General features: G+C 41.1%; 16 protein-coding genes. 2 read left to right on the top strand and 14 right to left on the bottom strand.

Going from position 1 to position 21,328, the window contains the following annotated elements; genetic code table 11:
* Positions 1 to 163 precede the first annotated feature (163 nt).
* The 3 genes from WC743_RS19160 to guaA are packed head-to-tail and all read right to left on the bottom strand — an operon-like array spanning position 164 to position 4,102.
* Positions 164 to 1,360: an RsmB/NOP family class I SAM-dependent RNA methyltransferase gene (locus WC743_RS19160; protein WP_373014573.1), complete on the bottom strand. Its 1,197-nt coding sequence runs from the start codon at positions 1,358 to 1,360 to the stop codon at positions 164 to 166.
* Positions 1,357 to 2,616: an ABC transporter substrate-binding protein gene (locus WC743_RS19155; protein ID WP_373014571.1), complete on the bottom strand. Its 1,260-nt coding sequence runs from the start codon at positions 2,614 to 2,616 to the stop codon at positions 1,357 to 1,359. The genes WC743_RS19160 and WC743_RS19155 overlap by 4 nt, the downstream gene beginning before the upstream one ends.
* The gene (gene guaA, locus WC743_RS19150) at positions 2,573 to 4,102 is read right to left on the bottom strand and encodes a glutamine-hydrolyzing GMP synthase (RefSeq protein ID WP_373014569.1); all 1,530 of its coding nucleotides are present in this window, start codon (positions 4,100 to 4,102) and stop codon (positions 2,573 to 2,575) included. Before guaA ends, WC743_RS19155 begins: the two co-directional genes overlap by 44 nt.
* An 82-nt stretch (positions 4,103 to 4,184) precedes the next feature.
* Between guaA and WC743_RS19145 the strand changes: the two genes are divergently transcribed.
* Positions 4,185 to 5,054: a hypothetical protein gene (locus WC743_RS19145; protein ID WP_373014567.1), complete on the top strand. Its 870-nt coding sequence runs from the start codon at positions 4,185 to 4,187 to the stop codon at positions 5,052 to 5,054.
* Between the two features lie 34 nt (positions 5,055 to 5,088).
* Here WC743_RS19145 and WC743_RS19140 read toward each other — a convergent pair whose 3' ends face one another.
* The 10 genes from WC743_RS19140 to WC743_RS19095 all read right to left on the bottom strand — a co-directional run bounded on the left by WC743_RS19140 (position 5,089) and on the right by WC743_RS19095 (position 19,273).
* A complete protein-coding gene (locus tag WC743_RS19140) occupies positions 5,089 to 7,551 on the bottom strand; it encodes a DUF5686 and carboxypeptidase regulatory-like domain-containing protein (RefSeq protein ID WP_373014565.1) in 2,463 nt (820 codons plus the stop codon).
* A gap of 141 nt (positions 7,552 to 7,692) precedes the next feature.
* The gene (gene mgrA / locus WC743_RS19135; protein WP_373014563.1) at positions 7,693 to 8,682 is read right to left on the bottom strand and encodes an L-glyceraldehyde 3-phosphate reductase; all 990 of its coding nucleotides are present in this window, start codon (positions 8,680 to 8,682) and stop codon (positions 7,693 to 7,695) included.
* Positions 8,683 to 8,870: 188 nt separating this feature from the next.
* On the bottom strand, positions 8,871 to 10,166 hold the full coding sequence (locus WC743_RS19130) for a folylpolyglutamate synthase/dihydrofolate synthase family protein (protein WP_373014561.1): 1,296 nt from the start codon (positions 10,164 to 10,166) through the stop codon (positions 8,871 to 8,873).
* 290 nt (positions 10,167 to 10,456) lie between these two features.
* The gene (locus tag WC743_RS19125) at positions 10,457 to 10,612 is read right to left on the bottom strand and encodes a hypothetical protein (RefSeq protein ID WP_373014559.1); all 156 of its coding nucleotides are present in this window, start codon (positions 10,610 to 10,612) and stop codon (positions 10,457 to 10,459) included.
* 397 nt (positions 10,613 to 11,009) lie between these two features.
* Positions 11,010 to 11,831, bottom strand: a complete 822-nt coding sequence (locus tag WC743_RS19120) for an energy transducer TonB (RefSeq protein ID WP_373014557.1) — start codon at positions 11,829 to 11,831, stop codon at positions 11,010 to 11,012.
* Between the two features lie 92 nt (positions 11,832 to 11,923).
* Complete coding sequence (locus WC743_RS19115; protein WP_373014555.1) at positions 11,924 to 12,325, bottom strand: ExbD/TolR family protein; 402 nt, start codon at positions 12,323 to 12,325, stop codon at positions 11,924 to 11,926.
* Positions 12,322 to 13,035: a MotA/TolQ/ExbB proton channel family protein gene (locus WC743_RS19110; RefSeq protein WP_373014553.1), complete on the bottom strand. Its 714-nt coding sequence runs from the start codon at positions 13,033 to 13,035 to the stop codon at positions 12,322 to 12,324. The genes WC743_RS19115 and WC743_RS19110 overlap by 4 nt, the downstream gene beginning before the upstream one ends.
* A gap of 61 nt (positions 13,036 to 13,096) precedes the next feature.
* On the bottom strand, positions 13,097 to 14,194 hold the full coding sequence (locus WC743_RS19105) for an SPOR domain-containing protein (RefSeq protein ID WP_373014551.1): 1,098 nt from the start codon (positions 14,192 to 14,194) through the stop codon (positions 13,097 to 13,099).
* Positions 14,195 to 14,231: 37 nt separating this feature from the next.
* Positions 14,232 to 16,100, bottom strand: a complete 1,869-nt coding sequence (locus tag WC743_RS19100; RefSeq protein ID WP_373014549.1) for a hypothetical protein — start codon at positions 16,098 to 16,100, stop codon at positions 14,232 to 14,234.
* Between the two features lie 11 nt (positions 16,101 to 16,111).
* Entirely contained in the window at positions 16,112 to 19,273 is a 3,162-nt protein-coding gene (locus tag WC743_RS19095; protein ID WP_373014548.1) for a tetratricopeptide repeat protein, read from the bottom strand.
* Positions 19,274 to 19,533: 260 nt separating this feature from the next.
* On the opposite strand from WC743_RS19095, the gene WC743_RS19090 reads away from it, so the two are divergent.
* Positions 19,534 to 20,655: a hypothetical protein gene (locus WC743_RS19090; RefSeq protein ID WP_373014546.1), complete on the top strand. Its 1,122-nt coding sequence runs from the start codon at positions 19,534 to 19,536 to the stop codon at positions 20,653 to 20,655.
* On the opposite strand, the gene WC743_RS19085 is transcribed toward WC743_RS19090, so the two are convergent.
* On the bottom strand, positions 20,652 to 21,020 hold the full coding sequence (locus tag WC743_RS19085) for a PleD family two-component system response regulator (protein WP_373014544.1): 369 nt from the start codon (positions 21,018 to 21,020) through the stop codon (positions 20,652 to 20,654). The genes WC743_RS19090 and WC743_RS19085 overlap by 4 nt on opposite strands.
* Positions 21,021 to 21,328 lie beyond the last annotated feature (308 nt).

Here is a 21,328-nt window from a genome sequence, read left to right as displayed (position 1 = left end):
CTCTATTATTCTGAAAAATAAAGAAATCTAAAGATGATGATATATGGCCGGGTCATCCTGAGCCTGTCGAAGGACGTGTGCAACGGCCTCGCCCGCAATGCTTCGACAGGCTCAGCATGACCCAAATCCTCAAATTTTGTGATGAGTAATTTGCTTCATGACACTACTCGATACTTTTTTCAGTGGATTGTCGGTTTTCCGGTGCCACCAGCCTTGCTACAAACATTGTGTCGGCTTTGCGGCCATATCCCTTTAATACCCGGGTTTCTTCTAATTTCAATCCCAGTTCTTTTACCATAAAATCAACTGCGTCCTCGTTTTCGGCTTTAAAAACAGAGCAGGTAATGTAGATAATAGGGGCACCCGGCTTAAGGTGTTTAGTTACGTTAGGGATAATGTTTTGCTGCAGGCGTTTAAAAAAATCTGTTCTGTACTGATCAAACTGACTGATCATTTCAGGCGTTCGGCCCCAGGTACCCGATCCGCTGCAGGGGGCATCCAATATAATGCCGTCAAACTCGTAGTTAAATAAAAGCTGTTCGTTGTTCTCGGTTAGGTCAAGTAGTTTCTTTTGATACTTGTGGATGCCGGCTTGCTGAAAGCGCTCATCCAAATTAGATAGGATAGATTCACGAATGTCTGATACAACCAGCTTAATATCGGGCTGCAAACTATGCAGTAATAATGATTTACCGCCTGATGCCGCGCAGGCATCCCACCAGCTATCCCATTTATGGGGTTTAAAAAATTGGGCTGTTTGCTGTGATGAATAGTCCTGCACCTCAAACCAGTGCTGTTTTGGAAATATAGCATCAAGCCGGGTACCATTTGGCAAAGACAGGCAACCATTGCCCTCGTCTTTAAATATTACTTCGGCTTTGTTTAATTCAGCCTTTACCTGAGCCTCAAAACCTTTGTTCACCCTGATATACAAATCGGGCTGAATAAAAAACGACTTTAAGAACGCGTCCCGGTCAATTCCGTTGGATAGTTGCGCCACCCAGGGGAAAACATCATCCAGCTTAAAATCCGGGTAGGTTGATTTAACCAGATTGATCTTTTCATCAATGGTAAAACCTATACACGCGGCCCATTCAGGTTTAAAATGTTGCAGAAAAGAGTTGGTTTGGGTATTGCACAAAAATTCGGCAACCATTAGCCTTTCATCGGCAGGTAAATTGGGCAATGCCCTGCCCAGGCGAAAATAGTTGTAAACCAAACGCCCGGCAACCCGCCTGTCTGTAGAACCCATTTGTTTATTTTGGCGATAAAAGCCGGGTAGAAATTTGCCTAAAGGCGTATCAGCCGGATATTCATCCAGTATGCGCTGAAATGTTTTAAGCTGGTTTATGGCCTTCATTCTACCTTTTTAAGATCAAAGTTTTCGTATCGTAAAATATCAACATGGGTGTTTATCCAGCCCTGCCCCGGCTTTTTTATAAAGTGGAAGCTGTTATGTATCCCTGTATAGTCTTTTTTCTCCGGGTTTTTAAAACCGTCTTCATCCTTAGCCAGCAATTCTCCAAAATACATTCCCTGGTCAAAGCCTTTAATGGCAAAATCGGTTGGCTCGGTATGGTAAGCCTGCCTATAGCTGCGTAAGAACATATTGGTTTGCCCCAATTTGTAATTTACCTTGTCGGTTGATGTAATATGCGTTTTTAAACGCTGTAACTGAGCTGCTTTTAAAAAGCTGAATTTTTCCCAGTTGGGGTGACCAAATACCGTAATCGGGTATTTTCTTGACAAGGTATCTAATGAGTGCAATATAACCAACAGAAAGGCTTGTTTGGTTGATGGCACAATAAATATGTTTTGTTCTTTATTATTTAGCTGCGGTATAAGCGGGGTTAAATTACCGCGAACAATGGTTGTGTTCACTACCTGTATTTTCCGTTTGCTTAAGCTGTCAATAGTATATTTGAACGGGGCAGTGTAAAGCTTTTCATCACTAAAACCGGAGTTGAGGATAAATACTTTTTTAGGTTTAACCCGATTGGCAATATATGTTGCCGCGCCTTTTGCATGATACTCCAACGGAGGGGTCATGGTAACCAGGTTTTGATTCTTGAATGTTGCCGGCGACGCCGGCGATAATGGCGATACAATAGGTTTTCGTGCGGCACTTAAAACAGATGTAAAAGCCTTTACATCTTCAGGGAATATTGGTCCTACTATCAGGTCGCCATCCTTTATCTGCGGATTATTGGCCAGGCTGTGTGCTTGTGCTACATCATCCTTGCTGTCAAATATCTGCAGCTTATAATTTGCACCTATGCTGGTAAGCGAATCCAGGGCCAGCTTAAAGCCCTGGTAATACTCAACCGACATATTGGCCTTTTTCAGATCATCCGCTGTATATGTTTGTTTAAATGTCGCATGATCAAGCCCCAAAGGGAGTATCATTGATATAACAGAAACCCTGGCGTTTGATACTTCAGATTTAATGGGTGGTTTTTCATCCGGGGTAACGGGTGGTTTTTCAGTTTTTGTTTTTACAGACGGCTGGGGTGCAGGCCGCAACTTGGGCGAACATGCACCAACTATCAGCGCTAAAAAAACAATTAACCACTTATTCCCACTCAATGGTGGCCGGTGGTTTCGAACTAATGTCATATACTACCCGGTTTATTCCTTTTACGTTATTAATGATCTCGTTTGAGATTTTTGCAAGCAGATCATAAGGCAAATGGCACCAATCAGCCGTCATTCCGTCTAATGATTCTACCGCACGCAGGCATATTACATTTTCGTAAGTACGCTCATCTCCCATAACACCTACTGATTGTACGGGCAAATATATAGCGCCCGCCTGCCAAACTTTATCATAAACACCGCCCGACCGCAAATTGTTGATATAAATTGCATCGGCCTGCTGTAATATATCAACTTTTTCCGGAGTTATCTCACCTAATATTCTAATAGCTAGCCCCGGGCCCGGGAAAGGGTGGCGGCCTAGTATGTTTGGATCAATACCTAATGCTTTACCAACCTTACGTACTTCGTCTTTAAACAAGGTATTTAGGGGCTCAACAACCTTTAGCTTCATAAAATCAGGCAAGCCGCCAACGTTATGGTGCGATTTGATAGTTGCAGATGGCCCTTTAACCGATACCGATTCAATAACATCCGGATAGATAGTACCCTGGCCTAACCAGCTTACACCTTGTACCTCATGCGCGGCATCATCAAATACCTCAATAAACACACGGCCAATGGCTTTGCGTTTTTTCTCCGGATCGCTTATGCCTGCCAGCGCATCATAAAAACGCTGTTTGGCGTCGATCCCTTTTATATTAAGGCCCATGTGCTTGTATGAATCTAAAACAGATTCATATTCATCTTTACGCAATAAACCGTTATCAACAAATATACAGTGCAGGTTAGTGCCAATAGCCTGGTGCAGCAATACTGCTGCTACAGATGAATCAACACCGCCCGAAAGGCCTAATACTACTTTATCGTTACCTAATTTTGCTTTTAATTCGGCAATGGTAGTTTCAATAAATGAATCGGGTGTCCAGTCCTGGCTGCAACCGCAAATGTCAACTAAAAAGTTTTGCAGCAATTGTTTACCGTCAGTACTATGTGTAACCTCCGGGTGGAACTGGATACCGTAAGTTTGTGTTCCGGTTATCTGGTAAGCGGCAACTTTTACGCTATCTGTACTGGCAATTATTTCAAAATCATCAGCTATACGTGCAATGGTATCGCCATGCGACATCCAAACCTGTGAGCCTGCCGGCACATCCTTGAATAAAAGGTTATCTTTTTTTACGTAATCAAGGTTTGCACGGCCATATTCACGTGTGCTTGAAGCTAAAACTTCACCACCATGAAAATGAGCAATATATTGTGCACCGTAACAAACGCCCAAAATAGGTAGTGTTTTATGATGCTTATTAAAATCAAAATGAGGTGCATCTGCCTGGCGTACTGAATAAGGGCTGCCCGAAAGGATGATACCTTTTACGCTGCTGTCAATATCAGGAACTTTGTTAAAGGGGTGGATCTCACAGTAAATATTGAGCTCCCTGACACGGCGCGCTATAAGCTGGGTGAATTGCGAGCCAAAGTCAAGAATGAGGATTTTTTCTTGCATGGGCAAAGATAGGTTTTGAAAAGGCAAAAGTCAAAAGTATAAAGTCAAAAGTTTTGTACTATATTCATATTTTAGTTTTAATATGTCATCAAAATCAAAAGTAGAAAAGTTTATTAAGCCAATGTGTGGTTTGGTAATGCCAATTTCAGAAGGTAATGGATATACTTCAGATCATTGGTTAGAGGTTAGATCAATAATTGAAGAGTGTTTGAATGATTTAAATTTTGACTCGCGAATAGTAAGCGAAGGTCAAGAAATAGGGATTATACATGGTAGGATTGTTGAAAATCTATATCAAGACCCATTGATAATATGCGATGTGAGTTCTCGAAATCCAAATGTTATGTTTGAGCTAGGGATGCGCATAACCTTTGACAAACCTGTGATTATTATTAAAGATGATGAACCAAGTAAAATATTTGATACCGACATAATAGAATTTATTTCATACCCTAGAAGTTTGAAATATAATAAAATTAATGATTTTAAAAATTTGCTGAAAGAAAAAATATTATCAACCTATGAGGCTGGGCAGTCGGGTAACTATTCAGTCTTTTTAAAACATTTTAAAGATATTAAGCCTACTAAATTGCAAGAAAAAGAAGTAGAATTTGAGGATATTATAAATAAGAAATTTGATGATTTTTATTCATTATTGCAAAAGTCATTATTTCAAAAAGATTCGGAGGGACAAAAGCAGACTCAAAGTAAAATAACACCAGAACAACAGAAAATTTATAATATGGGCTTAGCTCTAGTAAATAATTATATTACAAATTATGTGTTAGATAAAAAGACATTTTTAGATAAAACGTACGAAGAACAGATGCTTTTGATAAAAAAGGAATTTGACAATGATGAAATGTTACTTAGTATACCATCATCAGAGCTTCGAACGGCCATTGTTTACGGCGTAGCCTATAATAGAATTGTTCTACCAGTATCAAACTGAAAATAGATTTAGTTTCCATAAAAAAATAAATAGACTAAAAACTCACCCCAATTCTTATAGCTGAATTTACCTTGCCGCCTAAGTTATTATATGATGTACCATACATTACCCTTAAGCCAATATTAGTTTGTAAGCCAACACCTAATTCGGTGTAGTTTTTAAATGCCGGCGTAGTTAAATAATTAACATCTACAATTTCCTGTAGCTTTAACTTACGGATAAGGGGGATCTTATTCAATATAAAGCCCGAGAAGTTATGCTCCAGATGAGCTTCCAGGTACTGATTGCCGGTGCTAAAGTTGTAATAGTCTAATAACAGGAACTTGCTGCTACCGGCTGTATAAAACAATGCTTCGTTACCGGAGAAGTGCCTGTAATCGGTATAATAGATGTTTTTAGCATTGAGGAATTTACCTGCGGCTACGGAAAAAGATGTTTTGCCATACATGCCCAATGATATATTGTCCTTCGCAATATCGGCCGCTACCAGGTTGTAATCCGCATCAGATCCAAACACATTTTTAACAGCTTTTGTAAATGTTAAACCAATTGTTGGGTATTCTGAGGGTATATAGCGCTTCCCTGTTGGGTAAGTTTCATATTTGTTGCTAAAGTTGTAGGTGGTACGAACGCTCAGCTTAAACGCCTGGTTCTCCGGGAAAACAGGAATATCCTGGTTCGGCGAGAATGGGTTGTTAGAGGTAAAATCAGGGCGGTTAGCCGGATGAAAGATGCTGAAATCAGAACTGTTTGCCAGCCATTTACGGTTGCTCCACTCTGCGGATGCACTTGCCTGCCAACCACCGCTTATGCGGGTTGAGGCATTAAAGCTTGCATACTGTTTTTGGTAAAGCTTTTGATAGTTCTGCCTGGCCAGTAAGCTGTGTATGGTGTTAGTAAAGCTGGTAATTGGCGACCGGTTGTTCATATCAAGCACATCAGACCCGCCGCTTACATTCAGCATGAATTGCCCAGCCGGAAAACTTACACCGCCATTGGCATTGAATAAATGATTGGAGAAGCCGTACCTGGCTTTACCGTAAACAGATAGGTAACGATTGTTTACACTATCAATTTGTTTGGTGAACGATGCGCCGTAGTTAAGTGCAAAACCCTCAACCGTGTTGTACAAAATTGAGGTTAAGATAGGATCGAAGTTGTAATATTCTTTATCGTAACGGTTGCGGTGGCTGTAGCCGCCTAATAATAGTTTGCCCGGGTTGAATTTATTGTTTACCCTATCAAGCGAATCCAGGTAGGGTTTTGACTCCCGCTTGGCGGCCAATACAGCCTTCTTTTGATAATCTGTTTTTTCTTCTTCGGTTAGGGGGATAGGCCTTTCATTTTGCCAGTAAACCGAATCTTTTTTGTTAACGCCCTTAGTAATGCGCAATACCTCGGCAAATTGTTTCTTATCCAGCTTAGGGTCTATATCGTAATCTTTATAAAGCGAGATAAAATATCCGCCAAATTTAAAGCCGAACAGGCCCCCTGTAAACTCAAACTTAATAGAGGCCGGCATCCACGCCTTAGCGTTAACCGGGAAAAACTCCTGGTTAACCTTTACGGTATCTACAAAGTTAATATTGTTCTTTTTTGTAAGATAAAGGCCTACGCCCTGCAATCGCCAGCTATCTTCTAAAATATAAATGTATCCGCTAAAGCAAGGGTCATGCTCACGGCGTGGTGTAACCAGTATTTTGTTAATAGTTTCGCCATTCTCAATACTGATGCCCATCCATTTGTAGCGGTAATAGAATAAGGCATTATCAGCAATTGGTGATACCAGCGGGCGCGGACTAAGACCTTCCCAATCCTGCATGTTCTCGTAAAAGTTTACCTTAAGATCTGAAGCACGGTTAAAACTAAATGCCCTGTTACTGCCCGATACTTTTGATGAGATCAGCTCTTCGTGCACCAAATTTGGCCGCATAAAGGTGTATTTTGATTGCGACTCGGATAGGTAAATAATACCTCTGCGGTTGGAATCTAACCCATTTTCGCGGGCTATCTTTTGTACATCAACCCCTAAAAATTTCTTTGGTGCCGATAATAACTTTTGCAATCCTTTAATATAAACCTCACAGGTATAGGCATTAACCTCGTTTAAATAGGTTTTTCGGTTTTTAATTGCCTTACGGATAATGGCATAAGCCGGATCTTCGGCACCCGCGTGTATAGCTACTTCTTTTAATTCGTATAACTCAGTCTTTAAAACTATATTGATAGACTGGCTTGTGCGCAGTTCAATTTTGCGGCTTTCCTGCTTGTAACCAACTGCTTTGTACTGCACCTCGTACTGGCCGGGTTTTAAGTTCAAACTATACTCACCTTCGCTATTAGCCGATACACCTTTGGTTGTGTTTTTTATATAAACTGTTGCAAACGGAACAGGGTTGCCGCCATCGCCGGTAATTTTACCGCTTATGGTAGTCTCCTGTGCTAATAAATTATTACTTAATATAAAAAAGAAGAGTGCAGTTAAGGTTAATTTCATTAGGGTGTGATAGTTTCTGCTAAGATGTATGTTATTTGCCAAAACTTTTAGATGCACAATGTTAATTTTTGTTAAAGCAAAAGGGCATAAATAAATTTTTACATTTAATTATGCCCTTTAATACAGTTGAAAATGAAGACTTTATTTCAGTATGGCTTCAATTTTTTCTAATTCGTCTGCAGAAAAATCAATATTATCAAGTGCTTTTAGTGAATCTGCCAGTTGCTCTGGTTTACTTGCACCAATCAGTACCGATGTTACACGGGTATCCTTTAGCAACCATGCCAGCGCCATTTGAGCAAGCGTTTGTCCGCGTTGTTCTGCAAGGCTGTTCAGTCGTTTAATTTTGCCTATCACTTCATCTGTTACCTGGCTCTCTTGTAAAAAGCCGGTTGATTTTGCCGCCCTTGAATCCTGAGGGATGCCATGTAAATATTTATTGGTAAGTAACCCCTGCGCTAAAGGCGAGAATGGGATACAGCCAACTCCGTCTTTTTCCAAAACATCCAGCAGGCCTTGCTCCGCATCGCGTACAAACATAGAATATTTGGGTTGATGGATCAGGCAAGGTGTGCCCAATTGTTTTAAAATGGCAATAGCCGCATCTGCTTCTTCGGCGTTATAGTTTGATATACCCACGTATAAAGCCTTTCCCTGGCGAACGATCAGGTCGAGCGCGCTCATGGTTTCTTCAAGTGGCGTTTGTGGGTCGGGGCGGTGATGATAGAAGATATCTACATAGTCAAGCCCCATGCGTTTAAGGCTTTGATCAAGGCTGGATACCAGGTATTTTTTTGAACCCCAATCGCCATAAGGGCCATCCCACATAGTGTAACCCGCTTTGCTTGATATGATCATTTCATCGCGGTAGCCGCTAAAATCTTCTTTCAGGAGCTTACCAAAATTTGTTTCGGCCGAGCCCGGAGGCGGGCCGTAATTGTTGGCCAGATCAAAGTGGGTAATGCCGCTGTCAAAAGCCAGGTGCAGGATCTTACGGAAGTTTTCCATCACATCCACATGGCCAAAGTTGTGCCACAGGCCCAGTGAAATAGCAGGCAGTTTTATTCCGCTTTTACCGCAGCGGCGGTATTGCATTTTATCGTATCTGTTTGGAGAGGGTAGGTAGGTCATTTGATGTTTTTTGTTTCGATAAAAGTAGGGTTTTAAAATAAAAGCGAAAGGTAAGAAAGCTCTAAATATTTCTAATTTCATCTAAAATATGTTGTTTTCTCTGTCTGAAACACCGATAATTTCAACCCGTTAAAATCAATCCAAAATATCAGGTTGATTGTCTACCGAAAATACAAATTCTGACACCGCTACATCACCTCCGCAACTACAAAAGTACTGCCACCAATAAATACCAGATCCGTTTCGCCGGCATTTGCCCGGGCGGTTTTAAACGCGGCAATAACGGATGGATAAGCCTCGCCATGCAGCCCAAAACTTTCTGCTTGTTGCTTTAAGTTTTCCGCATCCAATCCCCGGGGGATATCCGGCTTGCAAAAGTAATAAGTGGCATTGGTTGGTAGCATGGCGAGCACCTTGCTCAAATCCTTATCGTTCACCATGCCTATTACAAAATGCAGTTGCTGATAGGGTACGGTGGCAATGTTTTTTAACACCTCGGTAATACCTTCGGGGTTGTGGCCGGTATCGCAAATGGTTAAGGGGTTATGGCTTAAAACTTCCCAACGGCCATGCAAACCGGTTAGCGTTTTAACTTGCTTTAAAGCGGTAGTTATATGTTGATCGGTGATAATAAATCCCTGCCTGCGCAGTTCATCAACGGCAGATAAAACGGTTTTAAGGTTTTTTAACTGATAAGTGCCGGGCAGGTCAAGTTGCAGGTTATAAGTATTTAAGTCTTGCGCAGTAACAGCCACATCCAACAGATCCAAAGAACTACCTTTCAACTTTGTACTTTCAACTTTTAACTCCTCCTCAGATGCGAAGGTTATTTCAGCATTTTCGAGCTTTGCCTTTTCTATGAAAACGTCTGCAATTTCTGACTGAAACTCGCCGATAATTACGGGGGTGGATGGCTTGATGATTCCCGCTTTTTCTGCGGCTATCAACTGTAGCGTGTCGCCCAGCATGTTCATGTGGTCCCAGCCAATGTTGGTGATAACGGATAGGAGCGGGGAGATAACATTGGTAGAATCCAGCCTGCCGCCTAAACCAACTTCTATAACAGCTACATCTACTTTTTCCTTCGCGAAAACATCAAAGGCCAAAGCAACGGTCATCTCAAAAAAAGAGGGTTCTATAGCCTCAAAATCAGGCTTGTATCGGGCAACAAAATCAACAACGGTTTGCTCGCTTATCATTTGCCCGTTTATACGGATCCGTTCCCTGAAATCTTTTAAATGCGGCGAGGTATATAACCCGGTTTTATATCCGGCTGTTTGCAATATGGCCGCCAGCATATGCGATGTTGAGCCTTTACCATTAGTGCCACCCACATGCACACTTTTAAACTTATCCTGCGGGTTATCAAGCAGTTCACATAAAGCCAATGTATTGGTAAGGTCCTTTTTAAATGCGGATGCCCCCACCCGGGTGAACATAGGAAGCTGGGTGTACAGGTAGTCGAGGGTTTGCTGGTAGTTCATTATAGTAGCAGTTTCCAGTTGGCACTTATAAGGTGCAAAGCTATATAATTTGCTAAGCAAAGTGCAAGGGATATGAACAGTTTACAACTTGTACAGGAAGTAAGCTGAAAGCTTACCTTAGTTTAGGTCGAAGTTGTAAACTTCGACCAGTGGGGGCTTTGCTTGTTGGTTACCTGTGCTGCGGGCCACAAGCCGGGGACGCTTGCGGCAGCGACAGAAAAGCTCTTGCGGTAGCGTGGGTTATTCAATATTTCTGTTACATAACAATGGCCTCTATACGTGTATTACAATCATTTAGGAAATGGGTACTCCTTAATTTGTTGTATCACCTTTAAGTATTCTTCCCTTCTGTCTTCTTGATTAATGGTAAAATCGATTAGCTCAAGTTCACCCTCTATGCTTGTTAAAAACGATCTTACTTCGTGAAGAGCGTCCTCCGTACTCATTGGTATAATAGATTCAACGATCGAATGGAACTCATGCTCACTCAATTCATTTACCTCGTACTTCTGAATTGCTAACCTTATATTATCAACCATTTCCAAATTTTAATATTATTTAGTTATTACCGTTACCCCCTCCCTGGTCGAAGTTTACAAACTTCGACCTAAAATGTGTTAAGCTTTCAGCTTAACCATTTCGGAAGCTGGAAGCTTTAAAAATTTTAGGTCTAAGTTACGCTATGCTAAACTTAGACCAGTGGGGGGCTAAGTAATCCGTTTTCATGTAACCAAGTGATATGTTGTCATAAGCAATGTAAACTTAGACCAGGAGGCTGGCACTTATAAGGCGTAAAGCTATTGAATTTGGAATGCCAACTGCAAACAGCGTACTGCCAACTGATCAGTTTACTTTAAACACAAAAACGACTGTGCCTATCTGCGTTTCGGGGGCGTTTTCAAGGGCGTTTAACTTGGAGTTTTTAACGGCGTCTTCACATTTATCTAACAGGCCCGCATCTGTGATAGTAGTGCCACGCGCACCTGCACGAGCATATACTACGTTACCATCTTTATCCACGCGGATGTCAACCACAACTTTACCGTTATGTCTGCCATTATCGTCTATTGCAGGCTTGCTTGTAAAATTACGTGACGGCATCCCTGTTAGGTTACCGCCATTACCGCTTCCTGTTCCGTTATAGTTGTTGGTTAAGGTTGTACCTGTGGTTTTACCCTGATTGCCGGGAGTAGAGCCTGTGCCATCACCTTCGCCTGTACCGTTATTGGTTTTGCCCTTATAAAGCGCGTTTTGATTAACGGTTGGTTTAGTAACAGTTTTAGTGGTTGGTTGCGTAGCTACCGTAGGACTTGGGGTTTTACTGTTGGCAGTAACTTCCGGCGCATCCTCAGTGTTTTGTGTAACCACATTTTTGTCGCTGTTATCTGCCTGTACTTTTTCTTCGGTAGGCGGGGCGGGTGTAACTTTGTCCGGTTTAGTTTTGTTGGCGTTTTCGGCTACCGAAGGCTCTTCGGTGCTCATATAATCGCTGCCCATACCTTCATCAACCGTACCATAATTTACCAGGATACCACCTGTACCATCCTCATGCTTAACCGGCGATTTGAACACAATAAAATAACACAGCGCCATTACCACGGCCAGTATTATAGCCGTTGCAGCAAACGCTTTAGGATAGTTATTTTCTTCTGTTGTGTAGTTCATTTTTGTTCAGTTTGCAGTTGCCGGTAGGCAGTTTGCTGTAAGAAGGCTGTTTTAAGATATGCAAACTGCAAACTAAAAACTGCCAACTCCAATTATCCCTTCGGTTCGGTAGCTAATACCAGTTTAATATTCAGTTTTTGGGCTATATCCATTATTTGTACCACATCTTGTATGGCCACGGTCCGGTCTACATATAAAACAATGGTTAACTCGGTTGCCAGGGTTTTATAGTTGGCCAGCGTAGGCTGCAGATCGGCTACCGCTACTTCTTTCTTATCAACGTAATATTTTAATTCTTTTGTTACCGATACCGTAATTGTTTTTTTTGATACCGATTGCCCGCTTGATGATTTTGGCAGCATCAGTTTTATAACGTTAGGGTTAGTAACCGTTGATGCGATCAAAAAGAACAATAGCAGGAAGAACATGATATCATTCATGGCCGAAGTATGCACCTCTGCCGATGCGCCTCTATTCTTTTTTCTTAAATTCATTTGCTTGGCTCCTCTAACAGGTCAATAAATTCAATAGCATCGGTTTCCAGCTTCAAAATTACCTTATCAACCATCATATTTAAAATGTGATAGCATACATAAGCAATAATACCTACAAATAAACCCGCGGCTGAGGTTACCATTTTTACATATAAACCACCAGATATAACGCCCATACTAATGTTATCTGTTTTAGATATATCATAAAATATTTTTATTACCCCGGCAATTGTACCCAGGAAACCAAACATGGGCGCTATACCGGCTACTATACCAATAATGCCTATGTTCTTTTCAAGTTTTGATACCTCAAGCTTACCTATGTTTTCAATAGCGCCTTCAATATCTTTAATGGGCCTGCCAATACGCAGTAAGCCTTTTTGAAGCATACGGCCAAGCGGCGAATTACTGTTTTTGCACAAGGCGATAGCGGCTTCTAAATTACCGGTAACAATACTGCTGCGTACCTGGGTCATTAAGTGCGCCTCATTTTGTGCAGCCTTACGGATGGTAAAAAAGCGTTCAAAAAATATGACCAGGCCCAATACAGCCAGTATACCAATAGGTATCATTACCCAACCACCTTTTAGCAGCAGGTCGCCAAATCTTAATTCTTCAGTAGGTATTTGTGCTAACTGTTGAGTGCCTTTAGCTGCGGTATCTATAAGTTTTGCGGTAGTATCTGCTGCAACCTGCAATAATAACATCATAATTATATCTATTCTTAGTGAGTACTATATTGTAAACGTTAACTGATTTATATATACTTTATTATTTTATATTATAAGGTTGTATATAAATGCTCGAAGCTTTTATCTTTTTGGTAGCTAATATTTTTTGTTGGGCGGCAATCGCTTCGGCCCTTGTAGCATATGAGCCAAGTGTAACTTTGCGTTTTCTGCCGGGGACATTTTGTAAAATGTGGGCCTCGAACCCCAACCTTTTGTAATTGCCTATTGCTGTGTTAGCCTCTGCTACGTTACTGAATGAGCCGCCCAGTATTTCATAATGCGGGCCTGTCATTGTATCTTTCACAACAGGTGCCACGGTTGTAGCTTGTTTAATAGCTACGGTATCTTTTTGAGGCACCAATTTCTTTTTGCCCGAATCAAATTTTACAATTTTTATCGTATCGTCAGGTTTGGCATTTGCCGAATCGGCAACTACCACAACATTTGCAGGTTTAGCCGAAGTATCTGCTTTAGGCCTGCTTGTTGGTTCTTCTAAACTCAATGCCGGTCTGTCGTACTTATTGTATAAAAAGTATATAAGCCCGGTAAACAAAGCTGCTAATCCAATAAACAGAATTATGTTTGTTGAGCGTTTCTTTTTAGCAAGCGCAATCAAATGATCTTCGTGCTCCTGGTCGATTGCAAATTGCTGTGTTGTTTTTTTCGGCTCATAATTGGAGCCGGCTGCCGCGGTAGAATAACTACTCTGCTGTGTAACTGCCGCTTGTTTGCCCAGCCTGTGCATTTTAATTGCCGGGTAACCAAAAAATTCGGGGTCGGTGTTTAGTTCGTTGTTTGATTTGAAGGTTAATTTAAAATCTTCAGTATAAAACCACCCCAGGTTTGAAATAGGAACCTTACCCGTAGCTGCCAGGTGTTTAAGGTTGGCAACATATTTTTCTGTAAAATACTTGGACGATGCCAGTGAGATATGCTTACTATCGGCAATGTGTTGCGACAACGAATCGTCCTCAACCAGTCGCGGATCAAAATGTACACTGTAGCCCGGTGGGTAAAACTTTTCTTCGGCCTCATTATAATAGCCATTTACACGTGTGTGTGCAAAATAGCCCAAACCCGGTACACTTACATCACCATGTTGCCCCAGCAGTTCGCTTATAAAGTAGCCTACATCCATTCGCTAAAAGTACAATAATTCTAAAACATCAAAAACCCTAAAAAGCATACCCTACGCCGCCAAATATATTAAACCAGTTGTTTGGGTAATATAGATATGTTTGACTTTTTGTGTTTAAAATATTATTGGCCTGTACAAATACAGATACCTTTTTATTTACTTTATAGGTAACGCCACCACTTAAATCAGCATATGATGCAATTGAAATAGGTACAGATGGTATTGACGATGCAGGGTTAAGCGTTCTTTCTTTAGTACTGCCACGAATTAACAATGAACCGTTAACATCAACCTTATCATTAATATGGATGGTTGTACCCGCGGTAAGTAAAAACTTAGGCAGGTTCCACGGCTGTGCTTCGCTGGCCAATTTGTAATCTTTAAATTCAACACGGCCAAACAGGTCAAAATCATCAGTTGCTTTAAAATCAAGTTCGCCGTTAAAGCCGCTGATGCGCGCATTGCCATTATCGTATATCACTGTAAACTTGTTAAAGTCTGTAGCGAAGTTGTTTACGATAAGAGGCAGGTTTTTAACCGTATTTCGGTATACAGATGCCTTAAAGCCAAGCCCCGGGGCCAGGGTTCCTTTTAATCCGACAGATACATCCAACTTATCAACCGAGTTGGTAATGGCTATGTTTTCGCCCAGGAAAGGGTTCATCTGTGTAAAATCCTGTATTGATGACCTGTTTACATCACCCTTAGCTTCGGCAAATAAACGCACGTACTTAGGTATTACCTGCACCTCCAGCTTAGCGGCTGGGAATATGAAGAAACGGTCTGAAAAGCCAAACTCTTTTGCAATGTTCACCCCGGCATCGATCTTATAATTATCGCCTTGGAACTTTATGTAAGGGTTAGCCCTGAGTATACTATTGTTTAATGAGTAAAGCACATCTTTTTGAGTGCTCAGATCCAATGAACCACTTAAGCCCGCGTAAAATTGCTTAACCGTTTGGTTTAAAAATCCGCTCAATACTAAATTGTTTTCTTTTGCGCTGAATGCATTGTTAAACATATAGCCCTTTAGTTTTACGGCATAAGTAAAGTCGTTCTCTACATCCTTAAAGTTTTTTGCAAGTTCAGCTTCGGCACCTATGGTGTTAAAGGTTTGTTTTGCCGGGTCAAAGCCTGCTGGCGGCGGGTTAGTTTTGTCGAAACCATAAAAGTATGTACCCCTGCGTTTGTAAGTTATACGCCCGCTAATGGTGTTTTCATCATTTATGCTTTTACCAAATACGCCAACTTCCTGCCTGCTATCGTTTTGTTTATTGTATTGCCCTCCTTGCTGTGCAAAGTGTTTGGCATAACCGCCAAGCTGCAATGCCTGGTCGCGGCCATTGCCAAAATAAGCTTCGCCAAATGTGGTTTTTAAGCTTCCGGCACCAACTTTAACATAGTTGTTTAACAGGGCCGAGTCTTGTTCCTGCGGCCTTTGCATAGGGTCTAAAGCGCGGATGTTATTATCCTGCTCCAGTTTTTTATCTAAAGGCGCGTAAACCAACGGCGCTTTAAAAGGCGTTTTGTCTTCCAGATCGGGGTTGCGGCGTATTTTTACCGCTTCGGCCAATACTGGTTTGTAAGATGTGGTCACCACTATCTCCTCTGAGAGGCTTCCGCCGTTATCCGGGGTATTTGCCCCGCCTTTTTTTGTAGTATCTGCAGCAGGTACTTTAGCAGCAGCATCACCTAACGTTTTAGCGTTAGTTTTTTGCTGTACGGGAGCTTTAGTTACTTTTTTGGTAGGAGCAGGTGTTGTTTTCTTTACAGTTTTTTTAACTACAGGTTTTTGCGTTGTTTTTGCCGCCGGCTTTTTAGCCTTACCCTTTGTTTGTGCTATAGCAGGAACAAAGTAAAATACCATTAACAAGGTAAGCAGCGTGAAGGTGTATTTTTGATTCATTTGCTTGTCTTCTATTGTTCTTTGTTATCCTGTTTAGTTTCTTTAATTGCCGGTTTTTCTTCGGTCGCCGGTTTTTCTTCTGTTGCCGGTTTATTTTCTGGCGCCGGTTTGTTTTCAGTTGCCGGTTTTTCTTCAGTTGCTTTTTGAGGCGATATCGCGTTTAGCTTTTGTTTTGCTATACTCAAAATATCATCGTCGCCTTTGTAGTTGTCAACAATACTTTGCAGGGTTGCTTTTGCCTGGAAATCGTCTTTTAAAGCGGTGTAATTATCTGCCAGTAAAATGTAGGTTTTAGCTACCCAGTAATCATAGTTTGGTAATCCTTTAACCAGATCAAAGCAGGTTTTTTGTGATGCCTTGTACTTGCCTTTAAGGTACTCTATATTGGCAACGTTGTATTTAGCTTCGGCTGCTGCAATGGTTTTGGTATTGGTTACCGTATAACTAAATTCGTTTACCGCGGCTGTGGTATCCCCTTTTATAAGGTAAGCCTTACCTGCATATAAACCGGTTTTGAATTTGTCTTCCTGTGCCGATTTTTCGTTATCCCTTACCAGTTTTACATACTTAATTACATCATCGGGCATGTTTATCATGGAGTAGCATAACAGCAGGTTGTTTATAGCGAAGGTATAATCGGCCTTGTATTCAGAGTTGGTCTCCAGCCTTTTCAGAAACACAATGGCATCGTTATACTTCTTTTGGGCAATGTAAAGTTTAGACATGCTTATAAGGGCTTTTTCGCTGTATGCGCTTGTCCAGTCGTTCAGTATCACGTTGTAATCAACTACAGCTTCGTCATACTTGTTCAGGTTAACCAAACTTTGCGCACGAATAAACCTTGCCTGTTTCTCAAAGATCTGTTTGGTTGGGAACTTATCAAAATAAGCATTGATAGCGTTTACTGTTCCCTGCCAGTCTGATCGCAAGTAAAGGTTGTTAGCAGCCGCGAACATGATGTTCTCCTGATCGGCGGTTGAGTAATTACCAATTGAGGTAGTGTTGGCGTAATTGATAAATGTTTGCGCGTCGCCTTTATCGGTGTAGATCTTTTCTATTTGCTTAAGCGCTGTTTTAGCTTCGTCGCTTGATGAGTAGTCCTGCACCACGCGTTTAAACGTGGCAACCGCCTCTTCATCATTGCCGCCGGCATTGTAATCAATTAAACCAATGGTAGTTAATGCACGCGGGATGTAGCTGCTGCGCGGATATTTCTCGATCATAGCCAGCAGATCAGTTTTTGCACGTGCGCCGTCATTCTTTAAGAAATAGGTATAAGCAATTTCAAATGAAGCATCATCAGCATAATCTGAATTTGGGAACGTGGCTAATACACTGTTCAGGGTACTGATCTTGGTATCCAGTGATCCCTGTAAGCCCTGGATAATGCCGCGCTGAAACAGTGCGTAATCTTGTCCCTGACTTTGCTGCGCGATAATTTTGTTATAGTTCTCTAAAGCTTTACCGTAGCTTTTTAACACAAAGTAGCTATCGCCTAAACGGCTTACGGCATCGTTCTCGGTGTATTTGTCTTTTGCATCACCTTGTAAAAACCGCTCAAAATAGGTAGCGGCTGTTCTGTACTCTTCGCCGCCGAATGCCGCATAAGCCAGCGCGTAATTCGCATAATTGTAAACATCGGTTTCCCTTGATTCCGGCATAGCCAAAAACGCCTTAAAGGTATCTACCGATTCGCTGTACTTACGTACCTCATACATTGATTCGGCCATCCAGTAATTGGTTAGGGCCTGTGTTTTGATATCGATAGGATATTTTAACGAGCGAAGGAATATACCAATGGCATTTTCAAACGCGCGTTCGTTATAAAATTCTAATCCGCGGTAATAGGTCACTTTTTGATACGCGGCTTGTGCACTTGCCGATTTATTAGGGATAGGTTCCAGTATTTCAACAGCCTCTTTATAATTACGAGAGGTAAGTAACTCTTCGCCCAGTAAAATTTTAACTTCATCGGTACGGTGGGCGCGTGGATAGTTCTTTAAATATAGGCGGGTAGCCTCAAGCGCCTGCGTGTTAAAATCAAGCTCATATGATAGTTTGGCGTATTGGTACAAGGCATCTTCCTGCAGTTGTTTATCAAAGCTAAGCCTTGATGCTACCAGGAACGCGTTACGTGCGCTTTGCTTGTTGTTCATCTTCAGGAAAACATCTCCTAAAGTATAGCTACCGTTTTGGCTGTAATTATCATTTTGTGCAACCAGTTTCTCCAATACCGATCCTGCTTTGCCGTAATTGCCAATTTTATAGTAGGCATATCCTATCTGGTAGCTGTCTTGCGAGTTTTGTGTTGCGCCACGGTCGGCTTCTTCAAAACGACTGTAATATTTTACCGCGTTATCAAAATTGCCTTTTGCAAAATAGGATGCGCCAATAATGCGCAGCATTTCTGTTTGATGCTCCTGTTTGGTGCTGTTAATAATAGGAATGGCATAGTTGATAACATCGTTATACCGCTTATCTAAAAAGTAAACCGCGGTAATATAGTAGGGGTAGCTGTTCTCGTATTTTTTAGAATTTTTTAAACGCTCAAAATTTACAAGGGCCAGCTGGTAATCTTTATTTAAATAGGCAATATAGGCAAAGTAATAAACAGCGTCATCCGTAAACGGCGACCTTTTATTTTTTACCTCGCTGAATAATGATTGCGCGTTCTTATAGTCTTTAGTAATAAAGTAAGCGTAACCTTTCCTGAATTTGTACTCGGTATTTTGGCTGCCATTCAGGTCAACCGCGTTAACCTTATTAAACCAAACCAGGGCTTCGGCAAACTTGCCCTGCTTAAAGTATGATTTACCTACCTGGAAAAATGCCAGCTTGGTAAGCGGGTTTTCGGGGTGTTCTTTAATAAAGCGTAAGAACATGCTTTCGGCATCGTCATTACCCAACTCTAACGCGCACAGCGCTTCGTAATATTGTGAGTTTTCTTTTAACTGGCTTAACTCCGATTCGAATTTTGATTGCTGTGAAGTTTTAAGCCTTGATTGCTCCACCAGGCGGTATTGCTCTGCAGCGGCGGCAAATTTCCCCTTGTTCATCAGCTCGCCCGCGTTTTGATAAATGCGGTTAGCATGAAAAGAAGGACTTTGCTGCGCCAGTACCGGTAAGGCTAAAAATATGGATGCAAAAACTGTGATGTATCTAAGTTTGATCATAAAGCGCGTACTAATGATGGTGCTAAAATAGCTAAACGCAAAAATGCAATCCACATTAGTAATTAACAAATGTGGAGAACGCTTTTTTAACGGTTATTATAAACACGTTGGTATGGCTGTGGAAAACTTTAGGTTAAAACAGGTAAATTAGATATTTAAATAAGGCTCTTAAATTTCTGTCTTAACTTGTAAATCAAGCTGAAGCCACAAAATATAGCCGGTTTAAAAACGTTTTATGAACATGCAACCAAATTGACAAGTTGAACAATAGAAACCGTAATTTATTTATTTTATTATTTGCTGCACTGAGCATATTATTTTCGGGGTATAAATTTTATAGCCAGACCAGTTCATTTGTTGAATTAAAAAATGAGCGGTTGCCTGTTACACCCAAAGAATTTTACATTTCCGGTGTTACCGACACACGCAGTGATAATACCATTATAGGCAATTTAGCACCGGCTGTTGTTGTACCCGGTAATAAAACCGATGCTATAAAGATTGAATTGAAAGGTGGCATTACAGCCATAAGAAAATTGATTGACTATAGCTTGCCGGTTAACAAAAGCCTGCGCCCTGTTATTATTAAACTAAAAAACCTTAAAGTAACAGAAACCGCATTAGCGGGGGGCAGGGTAAACGGGCAGGTTACACTATCGGTTTCGTTTGGGTTGCAACAGGATGATGATATTGTGCACCTGACAGATTATACCGGCAATGCGAACTATCAGCGCGCTGCCGGGCCTGCCCAACAAATTGAGCCCCTGTTAAGAAGCACTATTACTAACAGCCTGATCTATTTAAACAACTGGATGAATGCCCAGGCCGATAACAATATTAAACTGGCAAAGAGTGTTCAGGTAAAATTTAGTGATTATTTTGAACCTGTTGAGGGCGATACTATTTATTACAGTACAAACCGGCCTTTAAAGTGGACTGATTTCCAACAAAAAGCACAACCAGGCAATAACCATGGTGCCGAGATCTTTGCAAGCCTGGGTTATAACGAGCATGTAGAACTTGTAAAGGGGGTAATTAACGTTAAGCTTGAGTTGAAAGTGTATGCACCTAAAAGTGCTTGTTGGGTTAGGGGAGGGGTTAATGACGCCTATAGCTTAAACCATGAACAGCGCCATTTTGATATTGTTAAGCTGGTTGCCGAACACTTTAAGAAAGCCGTTTTGGCCGAAAAATTGAGTGTTACCAATTACGACGGACCTATAAATGTAGCTTATTTTGATGCGCTGAGAGAAATAGATAAACTGCAAAAGCAGTATGATGGCGAAACCCGCCACAGTATGAATACTTACCAGCAACAGCTGTGGAACAATAAAATTGATCAAGAGCTGCAGGAGTTAGGTATAAAACCCAATAATATTTAAGCCGCTCTATTTAGCTGGAATTTTATCTTGCTAAGCAGGTTGCTAATATCAAAAGGCTTAGCTATAAAATCATTTGGGCCGCCCTCCTGGTTCATTGTGTTTGGAACACTGTGGCTTGCCGAAATCATAATAACCGGAATATTATGTGTGCTGCCCTCTTTTTTAACGGCTTTGCAAAGTTCGCGGCCATCAAGGTTGCCCAGCATAATATCCAGTAATATAAGGTCGGGCATTTTCTTCCTTATTGTTTCCATTAAATTGTGGCCGTCTGAGAGGGTATCTACCTCATATCCTGAATCTTCAAGTATGAATTGCAATACCTCCAATATGTCATTGTCATCATCCACTGCCAGTATCCGTCGCATATCTTTGTTTATTAAATTTAGTATCAGCTCTTGCTATACAAATACAGGTACTATAGCATTTTAATAACAATTGTCAATATTTATACCAAAATTTAAAAAACATACATTTTGTTAAATATTTTTCATAACATATACATCTTTATCGCAATTTTCACAATTATATTTTCTGAGAGGTAAAAAGAAAAGGAAGGTTTTTACAGACCAGCTTCTGTGGAGTTTTTTATGAAACAAATTGCCGCAATTAGGGCAAAACATTGTAATAGGTTTAGCTTTTTTTTCCAATTTTAGGTTTAGTTTTTGGTTTATTG

This window comes from Mucilaginibacter sp. (genome assembly GCF_041660805.1).
In the GTDB taxonomy this organism is placed as follows: domain Bacteria; phylum Bacteroidota; class Bacteroidia; order Sphingobacteriales; family Sphingobacteriaceae; genus Mucilaginibacter.
The sequence above is the reverse complement of the archived record's forward strand: the minus strand, read 5'-3'. Positions and strand labels throughout refer to the sequence as shown.

What these genes read in the sequence shown, in the direction of transcription:
- WC743_RS19160 (WP_373014573.1), bottom strand. Translation starts at nt 1,360, where the DNA reads ATGAAGGCCATAAACCAGCTTAAAACATTTCAGCGCATACTGGATGAA.
- WC743_RS19155 (WP_373014571.1), bottom strand. Translation starts at nt 2,616, where the DNA reads ATGACATTAGTTCGAAACCACCGGCCACCATTGAGTGGGAATAAGTGG.
- guaA (WP_373014569.1), bottom strand. Translation starts at nt 4,102, where the DNA reads ATGCAAGAAAAAATCCTCATTCTTGACTTTGGCTCGCAATTCACCCAG.
- WC743_RS19145 (WP_373014567.1), top strand. Translation starts at nt 4,185, where the DNA reads ATGTCATCAAAATCAAAAGTAGAAAAGTTTATTAAGCCAATGTGTGGT.
- WC743_RS19140 (WP_373014565.1), bottom strand. Translation starts at nt 7,551, where the DNA reads ATGAAATTAACCTTAACTGCACTCTTCTTTTTTATATTAAGTAATAAT.
- mgrA (WP_373014563.1), bottom strand. Translation starts at nt 8,682, where the DNA reads ATGACCTACCTACCCTCTCCAAACAGATACGATAAAATGCAATACCGC.
- WC743_RS19130 (WP_373014561.1), bottom strand. Translation starts at nt 10,166, where the DNA reads ATGAACTACCAGCAAACCCTCGACTACCTGTACACCCAGCTTCCTATG.
- WC743_RS19125 (WP_373014559.1), bottom strand. Translation starts at nt 10,612, where the DNA reads ATGAGTACGGAGGACGCTCTTCACGAAGTAAGATCGTTTTTAACAAGC.
- WC743_RS19120 (WP_373014557.1), bottom strand. Translation starts at nt 11,831, where the DNA reads ATGAACTACACAACAGAAGAAAATAACTATCCTAAAGCGTTTGCTGCA.
- WC743_RS19115 (WP_373014555.1), bottom strand. Translation starts at nt 12,325, where the DNA reads ATGAATTTAAGAAAAAAGAATAGAGGCGCATCGGCAGAGGTGCATACT.
- WC743_RS19110 (WP_373014553.1), bottom strand. Translation starts at nt 13,035, where the DNA reads ATGATGTTATTATTGCAGGTTGCAGCAGATACTACCGCAAAACTTATA.
- WC743_RS19105 (WP_373014551.1), bottom strand. Translation starts at nt 14,194, where the DNA reads ATGGATGTAGGCTACTTTATAAGCGAACTGCTGGGGCAACATGGTGAT.
- WC743_RS19100 (WP_373014549.1), bottom strand. Translation starts at nt 16,100, where the DNA reads ATGAATCAAAAATACACCTTCACGCTGCTTACCTTGTTAATGGTATTT.
- WC743_RS19095 (WP_373014548.1), bottom strand. Translation starts at nt 19,273, where the DNA reads ATGATCAAACTTAGATACATCACAGTTTTTGCATCCATATTTTTAGCC.
- WC743_RS19085 (WP_373014544.1), bottom strand. Translation starts at nt 21,020, where the DNA reads ATGCGACGGATACTGGCAGTGGATGATGACAATGACATATTGGAGGTA.